This window comes from Microcystis sp. LE19-10.1B (genome assembly GCF_027530565.1).
GTDB lineage: Bacteria > Cyanobacteriota > Cyanobacteriia > Cyanobacteriales > Microcystaceae > Microcystis > Microcystis aeruginosa.
The window spans coordinates 1-16,448 of sequence record NZ_JAPZQM010000117.1 but is presented as its reverse complement, the minus strand read 5'-3'; the positions used below and the strand labels follow the sequence as shown (position 1 = coordinate 16,448).

Genomic DNA, 16,448 nt, shown 5'->3' with positions numbered 1-16,448 from the left:
CGGCTCCCCAGAACAGTCTCAGCCTGGAAGTTGGTCACTAGCTAGACACTACCTAACAGCCACAGGCGATAGGCTGAGAGGCCAGAGATGCTGTCGTGGCTTTCATCTTACCTCTCAGCGGTTTTTGAGATGTTGCGTTTTTACGAGTTCCGAAGACAACTTGATTATAAAACTCAGTTGTATGGTTCGGAATTAATCATAGCCGATAGGTGGTTTCCTAGCAGTAAAACCTGTTCCAATTGTGGGTACAAAAAAGAGTCTCTATCTTTAACTGAAAGAGTTTTTGAGTGTGAGCAATGCCATGTAGTTTGCGGTCGAGACTTGAACGCTAGTCTAAATCTAGCTTCTTTGGCGGTGAGTTCCACCGTGTCAGCTTGTAGAGTAGATAGTGCCGACACTACTACAGTGAAGCAGGAAGTTAACGTCAAATTTGCTCATGAGTAGATTTGAGTAAGTTTAACAGAACGGAACTGGTAGCCAAAGCCTCTATTGACACTCCCCGAAGCGCTCATGGGAGGGAGTGTCAACTCTACCAATCACCGCCGCCGCCACCCCCACCGCTACTGCCACCGCCGAAATCACCACCATCATAACCGCCACCACCATAACCACCACCATCATAACCGCAATAGTCGCTATTGCCGTTGCTGCCACCACTGCGGCCACCTCGACCATTGCCACCAACGGCACAACGAAAATAAACAAAATATAGAATTAACATCAAGGGAAAAGACACTCCCACCATCAGGATAGCCAAAACAAGATGAAGAATGGACATTGCGATTTGAGGCTTAAATTCAGTTTGTCGCAACCCATAAGCACTACGGAGAAACCCGCTCACAACTGTTACACCTGCTCGAATACCTTCTTCGTAGTTTCCCGTTTTGAAGCTAGGAATCATGTAGGTGTAGATAATATCCTTGACCTGAGCATCGGGTAAAAATCTTTGGACTCCATAACCGGTCTCGATTTCTACCCGTCTATCCTTGAGGGAAACGAGGATTAAAACCCCGTTATCTTGCGATTTTTTGCCGATTTTCCAACGATTAAATAGGGCTGTGGCGTAGGCTTTGGGGGTAGGATAGGGTAAGGTATCGGGGACGGTGACAACAGCAATTTCTGCGCCGGTTTCTACCTCTAATTTGGCTATGTCACCGGAAATTTGCGTAACACCCGCCCGACTTAAAATATTAGCTCGATCGCTGACCCATAATCCCCCGTGCGGATTTAGTTTCGGTATTTATTCGATGGGAATAGCGTTGACTAAGGGGGGTAAAATAACAGGGGGAAGAGCGAACATTGTCACCAGAAAAATTCCTAGGGGCAAGGGGCGAATTTTAATCATTTTCCTGTCTCTCCATCGGTTTGTAGTCTTGTTTTAGCAATAATGCGGGTTTTCTTTAAATCTCCCTCGCTCAATTCTTCTCCCACCTGTAAACGGGTGGCATTAGTTTGGAGGACAGTGGCGGCGTTTTTTTCTCCCAATTGTAAGGCGGTTTTGGCGGCGGTTTGTAGCATGGTGGCGGCGGCTGCTCGATCGCCCTGTTTTAATTTTTCTTCAGCGATTTGGGTTTGACGATATTTGGCTAAAGTCAGAGTCGATTTCTGAACTTGCTCGTTTAATTGGGATTGATAGATAGCTTGGGAGGCGATATTAAGGCTAACAGTCGCAGTTTCTAGCCCTTTTTGACCAGAAGCGGGATCATCGTAGCGAATCTTCACCTTAGCTATGGTATGAGTACCGGGGGGAATTTGGTCGATATAGAGATTGAGGAGGATAATTTTTTCTTCATCTATCATTAAATCACCCAAACGGGTGATGTAAAAATTGCCCTCTTTTTGTAGGCTCATTTCTATAGTTTCTGGGGCAACTTGGGCGATGGGTTTTAAGTCGGCTAAATGAGTCCGAGCATCTAATTCTAATTGCAGGAAAGCGTTAGTTAACCGGACAGATTGCAAACGGTTAAATAGACGAGTAAATTCAATTAAAGCCTGTTCGGGTCTTTCGATATAGGATAAACTTCCGCCAGCGATATCGGCAATTTTTTCTAGGATATCTTGATTCCAATGATCGCCAAAACCGAAGGTATTTAAGGTGATACCGTACTCAGCTGCTACTGCGGCTAATTTTAAACAGCGTTGATTATTTCCGTGTTCATTTTCACCATCGGTAAGCAGAAAAATATGAGACACATAACCTTTGCTGCCGGTGGAACTTTCTTGAATACCTAATTTTATCCCTTCATCGATCGCCGTACCTCCTCCCGCTTGTAATTGTTGAATTTTTGAGCGAATTAAGGTCAGATCATCCTCTCGCGATTGGGAGGGAAGAATAACTTTGGCGCGATGATCGAAAGCTATTACCGAGAGACGATCGTTAACCCCGAGGGATTCTATTAAACTGAAGGCCGCTTTTTTCACCGTTTCTAGCGGTTTTCCCTGCATAGAACCGCTATGATCGAGAACTAAACAAAGATTAATCGGTAAATTTGTGTTGATCTGTTCACTGGTGGCGGCGATCGAGAGCATCAGTTGACGTTGACTGCTGCTTTGATTAGCATCGATATGACTATCACTCAAGGCCGATTTTAGAGTTACCCGCATAAGAGTTTTTTTATCGTGGTCGTTGATATTTATATTGTAATGAGTATAGTTAAATTTGTGCTTATTTTCCCGTCTGGCATCGAGTTAGACAAGTTCGAGCATTGAGTGCATCTCATTTTTGTCAATCTACGATGCACACCTGTGGTTGTTCATATATTGGGAATAATTTAAGAGTCACTGATAATTCCCGATTGTCGATATTTCTACAAAGTTAAGATGCGGCCCCAGCAGTTCTTGTGGGAAATTTTACCGTGGCTGGTCGGACTTATTCTTTCGTGGAAGTCATGGCAAAATCTCTTTAACGCGAACTAAAGTTATTTACTCTTTTTGAGATGATAATAAATTGGAATCGATGTTAATCAGGGGAAGGGAGCCCGAACCAGTCATGACGACAGGAAAACGTCCATCCCACTTTTCGATTGCTCGTTGTTGTAAAATTTCTGCTGTTAGGTTTTGGCGCAATAGTTTTTGAGCTTCTGCCTGTCCCTTCGCGCGGTTGATTTCCGCTTTCGCTTCCTCTGCTGCTTGTTGTGCGCGAAAAGCAGCTTCTTGTGCCTTTTGTTCCGCTACTTGTTTGGCTTCAATCGCTGCGTTAAACTCTTCAGAAAAACCAAAATTAACGAGAGATACATCATTGATAATTATCCCATAACGTCTTAATCTTTGGGCGAGGGAAGTGTCAATTTCACGTTTGAGTTCTCCTCGCTCTTGCAAGATATTTTGTACGGGACGTTGTGCTGTTGCCGCTTTGACAATTTCCGATACTGCTGGGTTGATAATACCAGAGACAATCTCATTGATATCCCCAACTTGTTGATAAATCTGATTGACTTTGTCGGGGTCGATGTGCCAGTTAACGATAATAGTTGTTTCCACATCTTGCAAATCTTTGGAAGAGCCTTTTGCCTTTACTTCCGTTGTTTGGACTCGAACGTTGATGGGCTTGATCTTGGTGACAATCGGTATAACGGGATGAATTCCTTCATCGAGGATTTGTTTTTGCACTTTGCCAAAGTACATGACAACGCCGCGTTCACCAGTATCAATAACGGCAAAAGGGCGCAGTATGGTAGTAAAAGCTAATATTAAAATTCCCCCCGCCATTAATGGTATTATATTGCGATTGTAATTCATGACAACTCCTTAGATATTTGATCGGTTTTATCGTACCACTGTTATTATAAGTAAGTAATCTCAATTAATTTTTAGATAGTGGGACAAGCTTCTGGTTCTTTGTATTTTATCTTTAATTGTAATTGGCTACTTAGTTGATGATAGGTGGTGCGTTACTTCAATCATAGTCCATCACACAATCACAGTCGATGATAGGTGGTGCGTTACGAGGGATTGTTACCTTCCAGTCACAGCAGCAATTTTGGCCGTCTAACGTACCCTACGTTTTACTTTTTGTTAACCACAAAGACAGGAAGTTAGGAATTTAACTAGGGGAGAGAAAGAAGGTGAGAGGAACCATTCAAGATAAAGCTGCGATCGCTTGTTCTAGGGCCAGGGAAATATGAGTCCAATGGGTTCCCCCCTGACAAAAAACGATATAGGGTTCCCGTAGGGGTCCATCGGCGGAGAATTCCGAGGTGCTACCATCGATAAACGTGCCACCAGCCATCACTACTTGGCTCTCATAGCCCGGCATTTGGGCAGGAATGGGATCCAAGTAGGAACCGATGGGAGAATAGGCTTGAATGGCTTTACAGAAGGCAATCAGCTTATCGGGGGAACCGAGTTTAATCGCTTGAATAATATCGCGTCGAGGCACAAAAGGGGCAGGATTGACCGGATAACCCAACTTATCGCCCACATAGGCAATTAAATGACTGCCTTTCATCGCTTCTCCCACCATTTGCGGTGCTAGAAACAATCCCTGATAAAGAAGACGATTTTGGTCAAAAGTTGCCCCTCCCTCCCTACCGATTCCCGGTGCTGTCAGACGATAGCAGGCCATTTCCACTAATTCCGCTTTACCTGCTATGTATCCCCCGGCCGTGACGATTGTACCTCCGGGATTTTTAATTAGAGAACCGGCCATTAGATCTGCTCCCACGTTGGTGGGTTCTTGGGTGTTGATAAATTCTCCATAGCAATTATCGACAAAACAGACCGTATTCGGGTTTTGTTGTTTAACTATACGGACAATTCTCTCGATTTCGTCAATAGACAAACTCGATCGCCAGGAATAACCGCAGGATCTTTGAATATGTACTAAACGGGTTTGGGGTTTAACTGCTGTTGCCAAAGCCAACCAATCGATCGCACCGGTAGAATCTAGCTCTAATTGCCGATAACTAACGCCAAAATCCTTTAAAGAGCCTTGACCACTGCCCCTAATCCCAATTACTTCCTCTAGGGTATCGTAGGGCGCACCCGCTACCGCTAACATCTCATCCCCCGGTCGAAGAACCCCATACAAGGCACAGGCGATCGCATGGGTTCCTGAAACAAATTGTACCCGCACCGCCGCCTTTTCGGCCCCCAGGGCTTGGGCGAACACTTGATCTAAAGTATCCCGTCCCAAGTCATCATGACCATAACCACTAACACTAGCAAAATGATGCACTCCGACGCGGTTTTCACGGAAAGCACCGAGGACTTTACGGAGATTTTCCTTGACCTGTGCGTCAATTTCCGAAAAGATGGGGAGTAGGGCCTTTTCTGCCCTGTGGAGTAGAGAGGGGATATCCATCAAACAATAGACTGTGATATTTGTTACTATTTATTAAGCGTCAAAGTTCCCCCTGTGTCAAATCGAGACAGATAAGACAATGATGCTCTGTCTCCTGTTGTTTCCCTTTGGGTTATTCAATGACTGTTGCGACTTCCGAAAAACTGCCCATTGACTGGGTGACTCTCATCTACATGGCTTTTATCCACTTAGTGGCTCTTTTAGCCTTCTTGCCTGGCAATTTTAGCTGGGGTGCTGTGGGAGTGACATTAATTCTCTATTGGATTACTGGGGGTTTAGGAATTACCCTCGGTTTTCATCGTTTGGTCTCCCATCGGAGTTTTAAGACTCCCAAATGGTTAGAATACTTTCTGGTTTTCTGCGGGACCCTCGCTTGTCAGGGGGGTGCGATCGCATGGATAGGTTTACATCGTATTCATCATAAATATTCTGATACTGCTCCCGATCCCCACGATTCTAATAAAGGTTTCTGGTGGAGTCACATGGGTTGGATGCTGCACGAAATTCCTGCCGACGAAGAAATCGCTCGTTTTACCCAAGATATCGCCGACGATCCTTTCTATAAATTCTGTCAAAATTATTTTGTTCCTATCCAAATTGTTTTAGGCTTAATTCTCTATGCTATAGGTGGTTGGCCGTTTGTAATTTGGGGAATTTTTGTTCGCTTGGTCTTAGTTTTCCACTCCACTTGGTTTGTCAATAGCGCCACCCACAAATTTGGTTATGTTAGCCATGAATCCCACGATAATTCTAAAAATTGTTGGTGGGTTGCTCTCCTAACTTTTGGTGAAGGTTGGCACAATAATCACCATGCCTATCAGTATTCTGCCCGTCATGGCCTACAATGGTGGGAAGTTGACCTGACTTGGATGACCATTCGTCTGCTGCAAATTCTGGGATTAGCTACTAATATTAAGTTACCCCCCAGCACGGCAACGGCGACAGAAAGTTAGTTTTATCCAGTTGTTAAATTAAATCTAGCCGAACTTATGTTTAAGTTCGGTTATTTTTTCTGCGACTTAACCCAAATCTGACGGCTTTTCCCACGGCACAACTGAGGAATATAGGTACTGCCAATCCTCCCCCAAAAAACGAAATCATTGATAGGATAAACTTGATTATTTCCCCCTCTGTCGAACATTGACTGGGGAAAGCACAACTCATCCCAAGAGCGAAGGATAACCAACCAAAAAAGAAAACACACAGGGGAAATAAGAGGCAAAAAACCAGACCCCCCGCTAGACAGCCTAATCCATTGGCCTTTCTATTCGATTTCTTCTCTGTCACCATCTCTATCGCTAACTTTTTCTAAGCCTTAGCATAAAAAGGTCAAACTATCAACTTTTTTAACAAATGTTTAATATTTACGCTGATGTGCCGGAAAGACCCCGGAGAACGTATATTTAAAGCTAATCCCCAAATTATATTAAGTTTCTAATGAAAAAAATCTCGATTTTAGGCTCTACAGGCTCGATCGGCACTCAAACTCTCGATATTGTCACCGATCATCCCGATAAGTTTCAAGTGGTGGGATTAGCCACGGGTAATAATATTCAACTACTATCGGAGCAAATTCGGCAATTTCGCCCGCAAATCGTGGCGATTAATAACGAAAGTCAACTAGAAGACCTAAAAAGCCTAATTTCCGACCTTGACTATACCCCGATTATCCTAGCAGGAAAGGAAGGAGTAATCGAAGTGGCCCGTTATGGCGATTCCGAAAGCGTCGTCACGGGAATTGTCGGTTGTGCGGGATTGCTGCCGACGATTGCCGCTATTACTGCTGGTAAAGATATTGCCCTCGCTAATAAAGAAACCCTGATTGCTGGCGGTCCAGTGGTGCTGCCTTTAGTGGAAAAACACCGAGTTAAATTATTACCTGCTGACTCGGAACATTCAGCTATTTTTCAGTGTTTACAGGGAGTTCCCACTGGGGGATTAAAAAAGATTATTCTCACTGCTTCTGGGGGTGCTTTTCGCGATTTACCCGTGGAAAAATTGCCGCAAGTAACCGTAGCTGATGCCCTCAAACATCCCAACTGGTCTATGGGCAGAAAAATCACCATCGATTCGGCTACTTTAATGAATAAAGGTCTAGAAGTTATCGAAGCTCATTATTTATTTGGTGTCGATTATAATGCGATCGATATTGTTATTCATCCTCAAAGTATTATTCACTCTTTAATTGAGTTACAGGATACATCGGTTTTAGCTCAATTAGGCTGGCCAGATATGCGTTTACCCCTGTTATATGCCTTGTCTTGGCCCGAAAGAATTTATACCGATTGGGAACCTTTGAATTTAGTTAAAGCTGGTAGTTTAACCTTCAAAGAACCCGATCATCAAAAATATCCCTGTATGGGATTAGCCTACGCAGCCGGCCGCGCAGGTGGGGCAATGCCAGCAGTATTAAACGCGGCTAATGAACAAGCGGTAGCGTTATTTTTAGAAGAAAAGATTAGCTTCTTAGATATTCCCCGGGTGATCGAAAAAGTTTGCGATCGCTTTGCAATTCATAACACTTCTACCCCTAGCCTAGATGACATTTTAGCCGCCGATAATTGGGCGCGTCAAGAGGTATCTAACTGTCTGATTGCCAATCCGGTCTAGATAGTCTAGATTCTGTAGGGATGTTAACTATAATGTCTCTACAGATATAGGATAGAAAAATCACTAATTTCGGCTATTTTTTCTAGTTAACTAGATTTATGATGATCATGACAAGGGTTGATAAGTAGCTGGTTATAATTAAATTAAAAATGGATTTTAGGTTCGATCCCCCCTGCCCCCCTTGATAAGGGGGGTGCCGATAGGCGGGGGGATCTGATAACTTTTAACGCCTACCTACTTAACCTTCAATAAACCTCTTGACTAATTAATTTTTGAGGGTTCAAAAACGGCAAAAATAAGGATTAAATTGCCTAAAATCCGTAAATAGACCATTTAATTGATTATTATTCATTCTTAATTCTCCTGACTACTGACTCCTAACCCTAACAACAATTTTTGATTTTTACAATGAGGTGTAATGACCCTGAAACTTGATCAAAAATAAGATAAAATAAACAAGATAGCGGTTATTACTTTTAATTTTCTATGGTTACAACTTCTCTATCCCTCCCCGAAATCGCCAGAGAAACCCGTCAAGCGAGTCGTCAACTGGCTATCCTGACTAACGAAGAAAGGAATGAAGCTTTAGAGGCTATTGCTGAGGCTTTAACTGCCAATGCTGATCAGATACTAGAAGCTAATATCGCCGATGTTCAAACTGCCAAAGCGATGCAATTATCTCCGGCTTTATGTGCGCGATTAGAGTTAAGTCCCAGCAAATTAAAAGCCGCTATTGCCGGGGTGCGAGATGTGTCTAAATTAGCAGATCCTTTAGCTACGATGCAAATTAATCGGGAATTAGATCAAGGTTTAATTCTTCGGAGAATAACCTGTCCTTTAGGGGTTTTAGGCGTTATTTTTGAAGCTCGTCCCGATGCTTTAATTCAAATTACCAGTTTAGCGATTAAATCTGGTAATGGCGTTATTTTAAAAGGGGGGAAAGAAGCGATCCGTTCTTGTCAAGCTTTAGTAACAATTATTCATCAGGCATTGAGTCAAACTAAAGTTAATCCAGCAGCGGTACGATTATTAACAACACGAGAAGAAATTCAGGAACTCTTAAAACTCGATCAATACATCGATTTAATTATTCCTAGAGGTTCTAACGAATTTGTTCGTTATATCCAAAATAATACCCGCATTCCTGTCCTCGGTCATGCCGATGGTATCTGTCATCTCTACATCGACAAAGAAGCCGATTTAAGCAAAGCAATTAGAATTACCGTCGATGGCAAAACCCAATATCCTGCCGCTTGTAATACCATTGAAACTTTATTGGTTCATCAAGACATCGCTAGACAATTTTTACCCGCAGTGGCACAAGCATTAGAGGAAAAAAAGGTTAAATTATTGGGAGATGAAGCAACTCGTCAGATGATTAACGTACCATCGGCCACAGAACAGGACTGGCAAACCGAATATAGTGATTTAATTCTGTCAATTAAAATTGTCGATAGTCTGGAATCAGCGATCGAACATATTAATTATTACGGTTCTCGACACACGGAAGGCATTGTCAGCGAAAATTTTAACACGGCCAAAACCTTTAGCGATCGAGTCGATGCCGCCGGAGTTTTTCATAATTGTTCCACCCGATTTGCCGATGGTTTCCGTTACGGTTTTGGGGCCGAAGTGGGTATCAGTACCCAAAAAATGCCTCCCCGTGGTCCGGTGGGATTAGAGGGATTAGTGACCTACAAATATCAATTAGCCGGAGATGGTCATATTGTCGCCGATTATTCTGGGGAAAATGCCCAATCTTTCACTCATAAGGACTTATAGTCGAGAAAAAAGCCGATGTTTACAGGATTAATTCAAGCCTTGGCAACAATCCGGGTCGTGGATACCGATAGACTTTATTTGTCTGTATCCTCTGATACAATTATCCGAGATTTAATGATTGGTGATAGTGTGGCTGTGGATGGGGTTTGTTTGACAGTCGAGGAAATTCTCCCAGAGGGTTTTCTGGCCACCGCTTCCCCGGAAACCCTACAGCGCACTACTTTAGGACGAAGGATTAAAACAGAACCCAACGTTAACCTAGAAACCTCTTTGCGGGTGGGTAGTAAAATCGGCGGTCATTTTGTCACCGGTCATGTGGACGGTATTGGCTGTTTAGTCGAATCGATAATCGTGGCTAATTCGTGGGAAATGACCTTTGCTGCCCCTAGTTCCCTAGAAGAGCAGTGGAATAACTACATAGCTCGTTATATCGTCGGTAAGGGCAGTATAGCTGTTAATGGCATTAGTTTAACCGTGGCCGATTGTGATGCCTCCGGCAGCTGGTTTAAAGTGGCTGTCATCCCCCACACCTACGCCGAAACCAATCTTTCCCATTTAAAATTAGGCGATTGGGTGAATCTAGAAGGGGATATTTTAGGCAAATATGTGGAAAAATTGTTAGGAATGCGCTCTTATCACCCTCCTAGCGAGATTAGCCTAGAATTTCTGGCTGAACATGGTTATTAGTTTTCCAGAAAAAGCCTTTTCAACATATAAATTTATTGGCAATTTATCCATTAATTTTAGTTTTAAAATTGCCAACCTTCTCGCTCCATTAAACCCTGAACATTGGTACAATCGATAGAAAAGTGTTGACAGACGGTGGGGATTTTGGGAGCATTAGGCTTTAAGGCTTCTTCGGTAATTACGCAACCGTCTTTTATCTTGGCACAGGCAATAATAAATGGGTCTGCCACTGGCTTTCCTTGTAATCTGGCTTTTTGAATCACTAAATCCTTAAAGTTTCTTATAGAAAAAATTTCAGGAATAAATAAAGTTTCCTGAGCAGTGGGTGGTAAAAATATTTGTTTATTGGAGTCTATCCAATCTAAAACAAATTGTTTATTATTGCCATATTCTACTTCTTTAAGCACTTCGCGTACTGATTGTAGTTTACCTTCTGACACAATCAAATCGATTTTTTGCCAAACGGTAGGAAAACTTTTGGGAAAATAGTTTCCTAAGACCTTAAAACTACTTGTGTCAAAAATGTAAACCATCAAAACAGTCCTTTGTCTAATAAATATTGTTCAAGTTTTTCCACCGTAGCAACTTTTTTAATGTTTAGATAATCAGCAACACGCTCGATATCGTATTGGCCTTGATAGTATTTCTTGAACACAAGTTTTAGGTAATTTTCTCCCAAATATGTCGCCTGATTAGCATAGGGATTACCTCCAGATTTTTTATTTTTGTCCTGATTTTTTCCCACCTGCTCACTGTACCACTCGTTTACTTTAAGAGTATATTCTTTCTGGGAGATTAAGTTATTATCTAATAGTTTTCGTAAAACTACTTCTCGACTAACCTTATAATCACTGGAAATTTTCGAGATAATTTTATCGTTAACTATTGTTTCTCTAATTATCTCAGAAAAGACATGATTAGGAAGCAAAAACTCCGCAGCAAATTTATTACAAAATATCTCGATACTTTTATTTGCTCCCTGCAAACTATTAATATATCTATCGTCAGACTTAGTAATTCCATTAGTCTGCAAAAGAATATGTGCTAATTCATGAAAAATGGTAAATATTTGTCTAGATTTTTCCGTGCTATTATTAATATAGATGATCGGAAATTCAATATCTATCAAGCAAAATCCCGAAATTTCTCGCTGCTTAAAAGAACGCTTAAAAATAAAAATACCGGCTTCTTCCACGGCACTCCGCCATTTTTTTAAGGCAGTTTCCTGATCATTCCAGGTCAGTTGTTCTTCTAGAGTAACGTTTAAATAATTTCTTATCTGTTCGGCTAATATCCTTAAATCATCCCTAGAGCTAACCGCAATATCCTGAAAGATTTTCTTGGTACTAGGATTAATACCATTATTAATTTCCTGTAGCGACAATTGCATCGCTTTTGCTTGTCGTAAAGCATAGATAGTATCGACGGCCAAATTTTCGATTTCAAAGTCTGGCAAAGTTCTAAATTCTTGTTTTTCCTCCGCTTCTAGGGGAGGTTCTGGGAAAAAGAATAAAGCGAGAGGACGTTTATATATTTCTGCTAACTTTTCCAATTGACTATAAGTAGGAAAGTCCTCTCCTGACTCCCATTTTTCGATAACAGAAACATCTTTTTTAAACTTGACCGCCACAGACTCAAGAGAATATCTCGCCCTTTCTCTTGCCCATTGGATTATCTTGGGATTAACGCCTGTCAGTTTCTCGCCCATCACTTTATCTTATCATCACGAGATAGAGATTTCTAGCTTGATTTAGATCATAAAGTAGTTGTATTGTACTATATAATTACCTAAAATAGAGACAATGTACCGATTTCTGGATAGGTCAGCGAGGAATTGATAACTTTTTCCTATATAAAAAACCAGCCGAAAGCTTGACATTAGCCAAAATACCCAGACAATGTTAAGTTAAATTAACCAATAGCCTAGGCTTGTATTTAAGGAAAACCCCTTATGGTAGCAACACCAGTTCAACAGAAATACGACATTAAAGATATTAGTTTAGCCCCCATCGGCAAACAACGCATCGAATGGGCCGGACGGGAAATGCCCGTTTTGCGTCAATTAGCCGAACGTTACGCCATCGAAAAACCCTTTGCTGGACTGCGTTTAGTCGCTTGCTGTCACGTTACCACCGAAACCGCTAATTTGGCGATCGCACTCAAAGCCGGTGGCGCTGATGCGTTATTAATTGCTAGTAATCCCCTTTCCACCCAAGATGATGTGGCCGCTTGTTTAGTCGCTGATTACGGCATCCCCGTTTATGCAATCAAAGGGGAAGATAACGACACCTATCACCGTCACGTTCAAATCGCCCTCGATCACAAACCCCAGATTATCATCGATGATGGTTGTGATGTAGTGGCCACCCTGGTTAAAGAAAGAAGTCACCAATTACCCGACATTATCGGTACTACCGAAGAAACTACCACCGGCATCGTCCGTTTGCAAGCCATGCTCAAAGCTGGGGTGTTATCCTTCCCGGCAATGAACGTTAACGACGCAGAAACCAAGCATTTCTTTGATAATCGCTACGGTACAGGTCAATCTACCCTTGATGGTATCATTCGCGCCACCAATATCCTCCTCGCCGGTAAAACCGTGGTTGTGGCTGGTTATGGTTGGTGTGGTAAAGGTGTCGCTATGCGGGCCAAAGGTTTAGGCTCTAATGTAATTGTCACCGAAATTAACGCCGTGCGCGCCATTGAAGCGGCGATGGACGGTTTCCGGGTTATGCCCATGGATGAAGCCGCTAAAGAAGGCGATATCTTTATCACCGTCACTGGTAACAAGCACGTTATCCGGGCTGAACATTTTGACCTGATGAAAGATGGGGCGATTGTTTCCAACTCCGGTCACTTTGATATTGAAATCGACCTGCAAGCTTTAGGCGCAAAAGCCGATAATGTTAAGGAAGTTCGCAACTTTACCCAACAATATAGCCTAAAAAGCGGTAAATCCGTCGTTGTTATCGGTGAAGGTCGCCTAGTTAACCTCGCGGCCGCCGAAGGTCATCCTAGCGCCGTTATGGATATGAGTTTCGCTAACCAAGCGATCGGTGTAGAATACTTGGTTAAAAATAAAGGTAAATTAGCCCCCGGCATCTACTCAATTCCCTACGAATTAGACCAAGAAATCGCCCGCTTGAAACTGCAAGCCATGGGTATTGAAATCGATACTCTCACCGAAGCCCAATTAGAATATATCAACTCCTGGACTTCCGGAACCTAATATCAGTTATCAGTTATCAGTTATCAGTTATCAGTTATCAGTTTTTTAGCCGTCAGGAGTCGGTCGTCAGGAGTCGGTCGTCAGGAGATTGCTTTGATTTATTCTTGCCACTCCCCCACTTCCCCACTCCCCCACTTCCCCACTTCCCCACTTCCCCACTCCCCCACTTCCCCACTTCCCCACTTCCCCACCCCTAACACCCAACCCCCTTTTTTTACTTTTAAACTGTTTTCTAAATCCTAAAAAAATATGACTGAATGGATTACAAATACAATGACTTCCATGGGCTATTTAGGCATAGCCCTATTAATGTTTTTAGAGAATCTTTTTCCTCCCATTCCCTCAGAATTAATTATGCCCCTGGCGGGTTTTACCGTCCATGAGGGACAAATGGAATTTATTCCGGCAGTGGTAGCGGGGATTTTTGGTACGGTCATCGGAGCGCTACCTTGGTATTATCTCGGTCGGGTTGTGGATGAGGAAAAAATCGAAAAACTAGCCGATAAATACGGCAAATGGATCACTGTTTCCGCTAAAGATATTCAAAAAGCCAATCAATGGTTTAATCGTCACGGTAGTAAAGCGGTTTTACTCTGTCGTTTGGTCCCCGGAGTGCGAACTTTGATTTCCCTTCCCGCCGGGATGAATCACATGGCGATGATTCCCTTTTTAGTTTACTCCACCATCGGCACGACCCTCTGGGTCGTTTTTTTAACAGCAGCAGGTTACTTTTTAGGGAAGAATTACCCCCTTGTGGAAGAATATCTGGCTCCCGTCTCAAAAATCGCCCTACTTGCCCTGGTTATCTGGTTTATCCTCTGGATTATCCGCAAACGTAACCGCCGGTACGAGTAAATGTTGATGAGAGGTGGTGCGTTACGACGGATTGTCACTGGGATTATCCGCAAACGTAACCGTCGGTATGAGTAAATGTTGATGAGAGGTGGTGCGTTACGACGGATTGTCACCTTCCAGTCAGAGCAGCAATTTTTGCCGTCTAACGCACCCTACTGGACTACGTTTTACAGCCGACAACGCTGCAGCAACGGTATCTAATCACGCCGGCTACTCAAGACGGCCGTGATCAGCAAATAGGCCAGCGTCACCCCGATACTGATTTGGAAGGAATAGGGAGCGGCGCGGTATCGATACCAACTAGAAAAAGATTCAAGAATTCTCAGGGTGAACAACACCACCCAATTTAAGGAAAGCATTAGGAGGTAAAAAAACGCCCCGACTCCCAACGACTGCACAAAACGATTTTTTAATAAATCCATAGCCCTAACCAAGTTAACTATAACTCTTGCAAATTAATTATATGTTATAATCATGGTTTAACTAATTTTCCCAAAAAAATTAGCATTACTTTTCTCCATCAATACTAAACACAAGCACGATACTGAAAATGATAGGAATTAGACCTCGACCTAATATAATCTCAAGACTAAAAGTCTTTCTAGTTAAGGAATCTACCCGAATAAAAATTATTTTAATTGCCTCATATTTTTTCAGTAAAATTGAATTAGCAACGATAGATATACATTACAGCCATTGAACTGTTTAGTTAGTACATAAACCGAAAGCAAGCTGTGACTGGGTTATAATTTTTGGAGATGTCTATTGTCGGTAATGCCTCATCCTCAGAAAAGGGAAACTCAACTGTACTAGGCATGAGCAGATGCCCCTTGGTCATCCTGAATCATCTGCATCAGAATGTTTGCAGTTGCCGTTGCGTCGTAGGGGGACAAAATTGGGTACTCTGATGCGGAGAAGATGAATTGTAGTTCAGCGTCTGGGATTTGTGTGGCTAGGACTTTAAAGAGTGATAATTTGTCTGACTGGCTCAGATTGTTGACCAGAGGAATTAACTCAGCGAGTGACATGGTTTAAACTTCTAGAGGTGCGAGAATGAACTCTTAATAAAATCTTAATTGGGGGTATTACCTGGAAAAGTTCGTCTAGAATTCCGTTGGACTGATCCAAAGGCAACCCAATACAAGAGGTCAAATGGCTATTTTCCAATATCAGATTCTTGTAGGAAAGAATGAACCTAATGCTGTGGTCTGGTTTCTGAATGGCAACCAGGTAGGAGCGGATTTGCTACAAATTCTTAATGATTTGGGCTCTCAAGGTTGGGAAGTAGTTGGTATTGGGGATCTAGGTTTTGATAGTCGCTCTGAGATTGTGCTTAAGAAAACAATCTAATCATCCTTAGGTGTTCTTCGTCCCTACTTTTTCAGCAAGCCCTATATAGGGTTTGCTGAATAATGGTAAAACCCTTTTAAAATAAAGCTTTTGACCTGTTAAAGTCCGATGTTAGTGCAAGAAAATAGGATTGGGACGTTCAAAAACCTTGCATTATCCTTCTTGTAGTACATCGCTTGGTACAAAAAAACAAGGGCAACAAAGCCTAAAACGACCGACTCCTGACGACCGGCTACTGACTCCTACCCCCAGGAAAAACTTTTTCAGCAGACCCTAATTAATGGAAACGATAACCACCAACCCCATCGCTACAGCTAAATTAGCTTTTCTTTTAACTTCTTAGGGCTCTTCGGGAATTGTTATGCAAATAATTAACTTAAAATAAAATTCGATGAGAGTACCTAAGCTCAAAAGTAGCTGAAATCCATACAGGGAAGGATTTAAGGCATCAACAGGTTAATACCAAAAGATAGACAATCGAGTTAAGATTTGATATAATGGACAAAAACCCGAGTGTTTTACTTATGATACTTGACAAATTTTTGAACCTAAAAGGAACGTCTATTCAAGGCTATCTACACCTAGAAAATATCGGTATAGTTTGCCGAATCGAATCGAAAAATAAAAAAGCAA

General features: G+C 42.3%; 15 protein-coding genes and 2 pseudogenes. 8 read left to right on the top strand and 9 right to left on the bottom strand.

The window, feature by feature from the left end; all coding sequences use genetic code 11:
- Positions 1–135 precede the first annotated feature (135 nt).
- Positions 136–444: pseudogene (locus O9332_RS04165) on the top strand (zinc ribbon domain-containing protein); the annotation flags it as partial.
- Between the two features lie 85 nt (positions 445–529).
- Here O9332_RS04165 and O9332_RS04160 read toward each other — a convergent pair.
- From O9332_RS04160 to O9332_RS04140, 5 genes and pseudogenes are all read right to left on the bottom strand, one after another.
- Positions 530–841 carry a hypothetical protein gene (locus O9332_RS04160; RefSeq protein WP_288023786.1) on the bottom strand — a complete coding sequence of 104 codons (312 nt, stop codon included), beginning with the start codon at positions 839–841 and terminating at the stop codon, positions 530–532.
- Positions 842–850: 9 nt separating this feature from the next.
- Positions 851–1,240 (bottom strand): annotated as a pseudogene (locus tag O9332_RS04155) (TPM domain-containing protein); the annotation flags it as partial.
- A 101-nt stretch (positions 1,241–1,341) separates the two neighbouring features.
- A complete protein-coding gene (locus O9332_RS04150; RefSeq protein ID WP_288023784.1) occupies positions 1,342–2,604 on the bottom strand; it encodes a vWA domain-containing protein in 1,263 nt (420 codons plus the stop codon).
- A gap of 318 nt (positions 2,605–2,922) precedes the next feature.
- On the bottom strand, positions 2,923–3,738 hold the full coding sequence (locus tag O9332_RS04145) for a prohibitin family protein (RefSeq protein ID WP_002763346.1): 816 nt from the start codon (positions 3,736–3,738) through the stop codon (positions 2,923–2,925).
- 340 nt (positions 3,739–4,078) lie between these two features.
- On the bottom strand, positions 4,079–5,302 hold the full coding sequence (locus tag O9332_RS04140; RefSeq protein WP_288023780.1) for a methionine gamma-lyase family protein: 1,224 nt from the start codon (positions 5,300–5,302) through the stop codon (positions 4,079–4,081).
- 119 nt (positions 5,303–5,421) lie between these two features.
- Between O9332_RS04140 and O9332_RS04135 the strand changes: the two genes are divergently transcribed.
- From O9332_RS04135 to O9332_RS04120, 4 genes are all read left to right on the top strand, one after another.
- The gene (locus tag O9332_RS04135; RefSeq protein ID WP_002763349.1) at positions 5,422–6,255 is read left to right on the top strand and encodes an acyl-CoA desaturase; all 834 of its coding nucleotides are present in this window, start codon (positions 5,422–5,424) and stop codon (positions 6,253–6,255) included.
- Positions 6,256–6,739: 484 nt separating this feature from the next.
- A complete protein-coding gene (dxr, locus tag O9332_RS04130) occupies positions 6,740–7,912 on the top strand; it encodes a 1-deoxy-D-xylulose-5-phosphate reductoisomerase (RefSeq protein WP_002763350.1) in 1,173 nt (390 codons plus the stop codon).
- A 486-nt stretch (positions 7,913–8,398) separates the two neighbouring features.
- Complete coding sequence (gene proA, locus O9332_RS04125; protein WP_002763352.1) at positions 8,399–9,694, top strand: glutamate-5-semialdehyde dehydrogenase; 1,296 nt, start codon at positions 8,399–8,401, stop codon at positions 9,692–9,694.
- 15 nt (positions 9,695–9,709) lie between these two features.
- Complete coding sequence (locus tag O9332_RS04120) at positions 9,710–10,381, top strand: riboflavin synthase (RefSeq protein WP_002763354.1); 672 nt, start codon at positions 9,710–9,712, stop codon at positions 10,379–10,381.
- A gap of 62 nt (positions 10,382–10,443) precedes the next feature.
- Here the strand turns inward: O9332_RS04120 and O9332_RS04115 are convergent, their stop codons facing one another.
- Positions 10,444–10,914: a PIN domain-containing protein gene (locus O9332_RS04115; protein ID WP_072925777.1), complete on the bottom strand. Its 471-nt coding sequence runs from the start codon at positions 10,912–10,914 to the stop codon at positions 10,444–10,446.
- Positions 10,914–12,089 carry an ImmA/IrrE family metallo-endopeptidase gene (locus tag O9332_RS04110; protein WP_288023775.1) on the bottom strand — a complete coding sequence of 392 codons (1,176 nt, stop codon included), beginning with the start codon at positions 12,087–12,089 and terminating at the stop codon, positions 10,914–10,916. Before O9332_RS04110 ends, O9332_RS04115 begins: the two co-directional genes overlap by 1 nt.
- Before the next feature lie 243 nt (positions 12,090–12,332).
- On the opposite strand from O9332_RS04110, the gene ahcY reads away from it, so the two are divergent.
- Both ahcY and O9332_RS04100 read left to right on the top strand, forming a co-directional pair.
- The gene (gene ahcY, locus O9332_RS04105; protein ID WP_002763358.1) at positions 12,333–13,610 is read left to right on the top strand and encodes an adenosylhomocysteinase; all 1,278 of its coding nucleotides are present in this window, start codon (positions 12,333–12,335) and stop codon (positions 13,608–13,610) included.
- Positions 13,611–13,859: 249 nt separating this feature from the next.
- Complete coding sequence (locus O9332_RS04100) at positions 13,860–14,465, top strand: DedA family protein (RefSeq protein WP_072925771.1); 606 nt, start codon at positions 13,860–13,862, stop codon at positions 14,463–14,465.
- Positions 14,466–14,662: 197 nt separating this feature from the next.
- Here the strand turns inward: O9332_RS04100 and O9332_RS04095 are convergent, their stop codons facing one another.
- Together O9332_RS04095 and O9332_RS04090 are read right to left on the bottom strand one after the other, a co-directional pair.
- Complete coding sequence (locus tag O9332_RS04095; RefSeq protein WP_002763361.1) at positions 14,663–14,887, bottom strand: hypothetical protein; 225 nt, start codon at positions 14,885–14,887, stop codon at positions 14,663–14,665.
- 387 nt (positions 14,888–15,274) lie between these two features.
- On the bottom strand, positions 15,275–15,493 hold the full coding sequence (locus O9332_RS04090; protein ID WP_043999501.1) for a hypothetical protein: 219 nt from the start codon (positions 15,491–15,493) through the stop codon (positions 15,275–15,277).
- A gap of 124 nt (positions 15,494–15,617) precedes the next feature.
- Here O9332_RS04090 and O9332_RS04085 point away from each other — a divergent pair, with 124 nt between their 5' ends.
- A complete protein-coding gene (locus O9332_RS04085; RefSeq protein WP_002740312.1) occupies positions 15,618–15,815 on the top strand; it encodes a hypothetical protein in 198 nt (65 codons plus the stop codon).
- Positions 15,816–16,448: the final 633 nt, after the last annotated feature.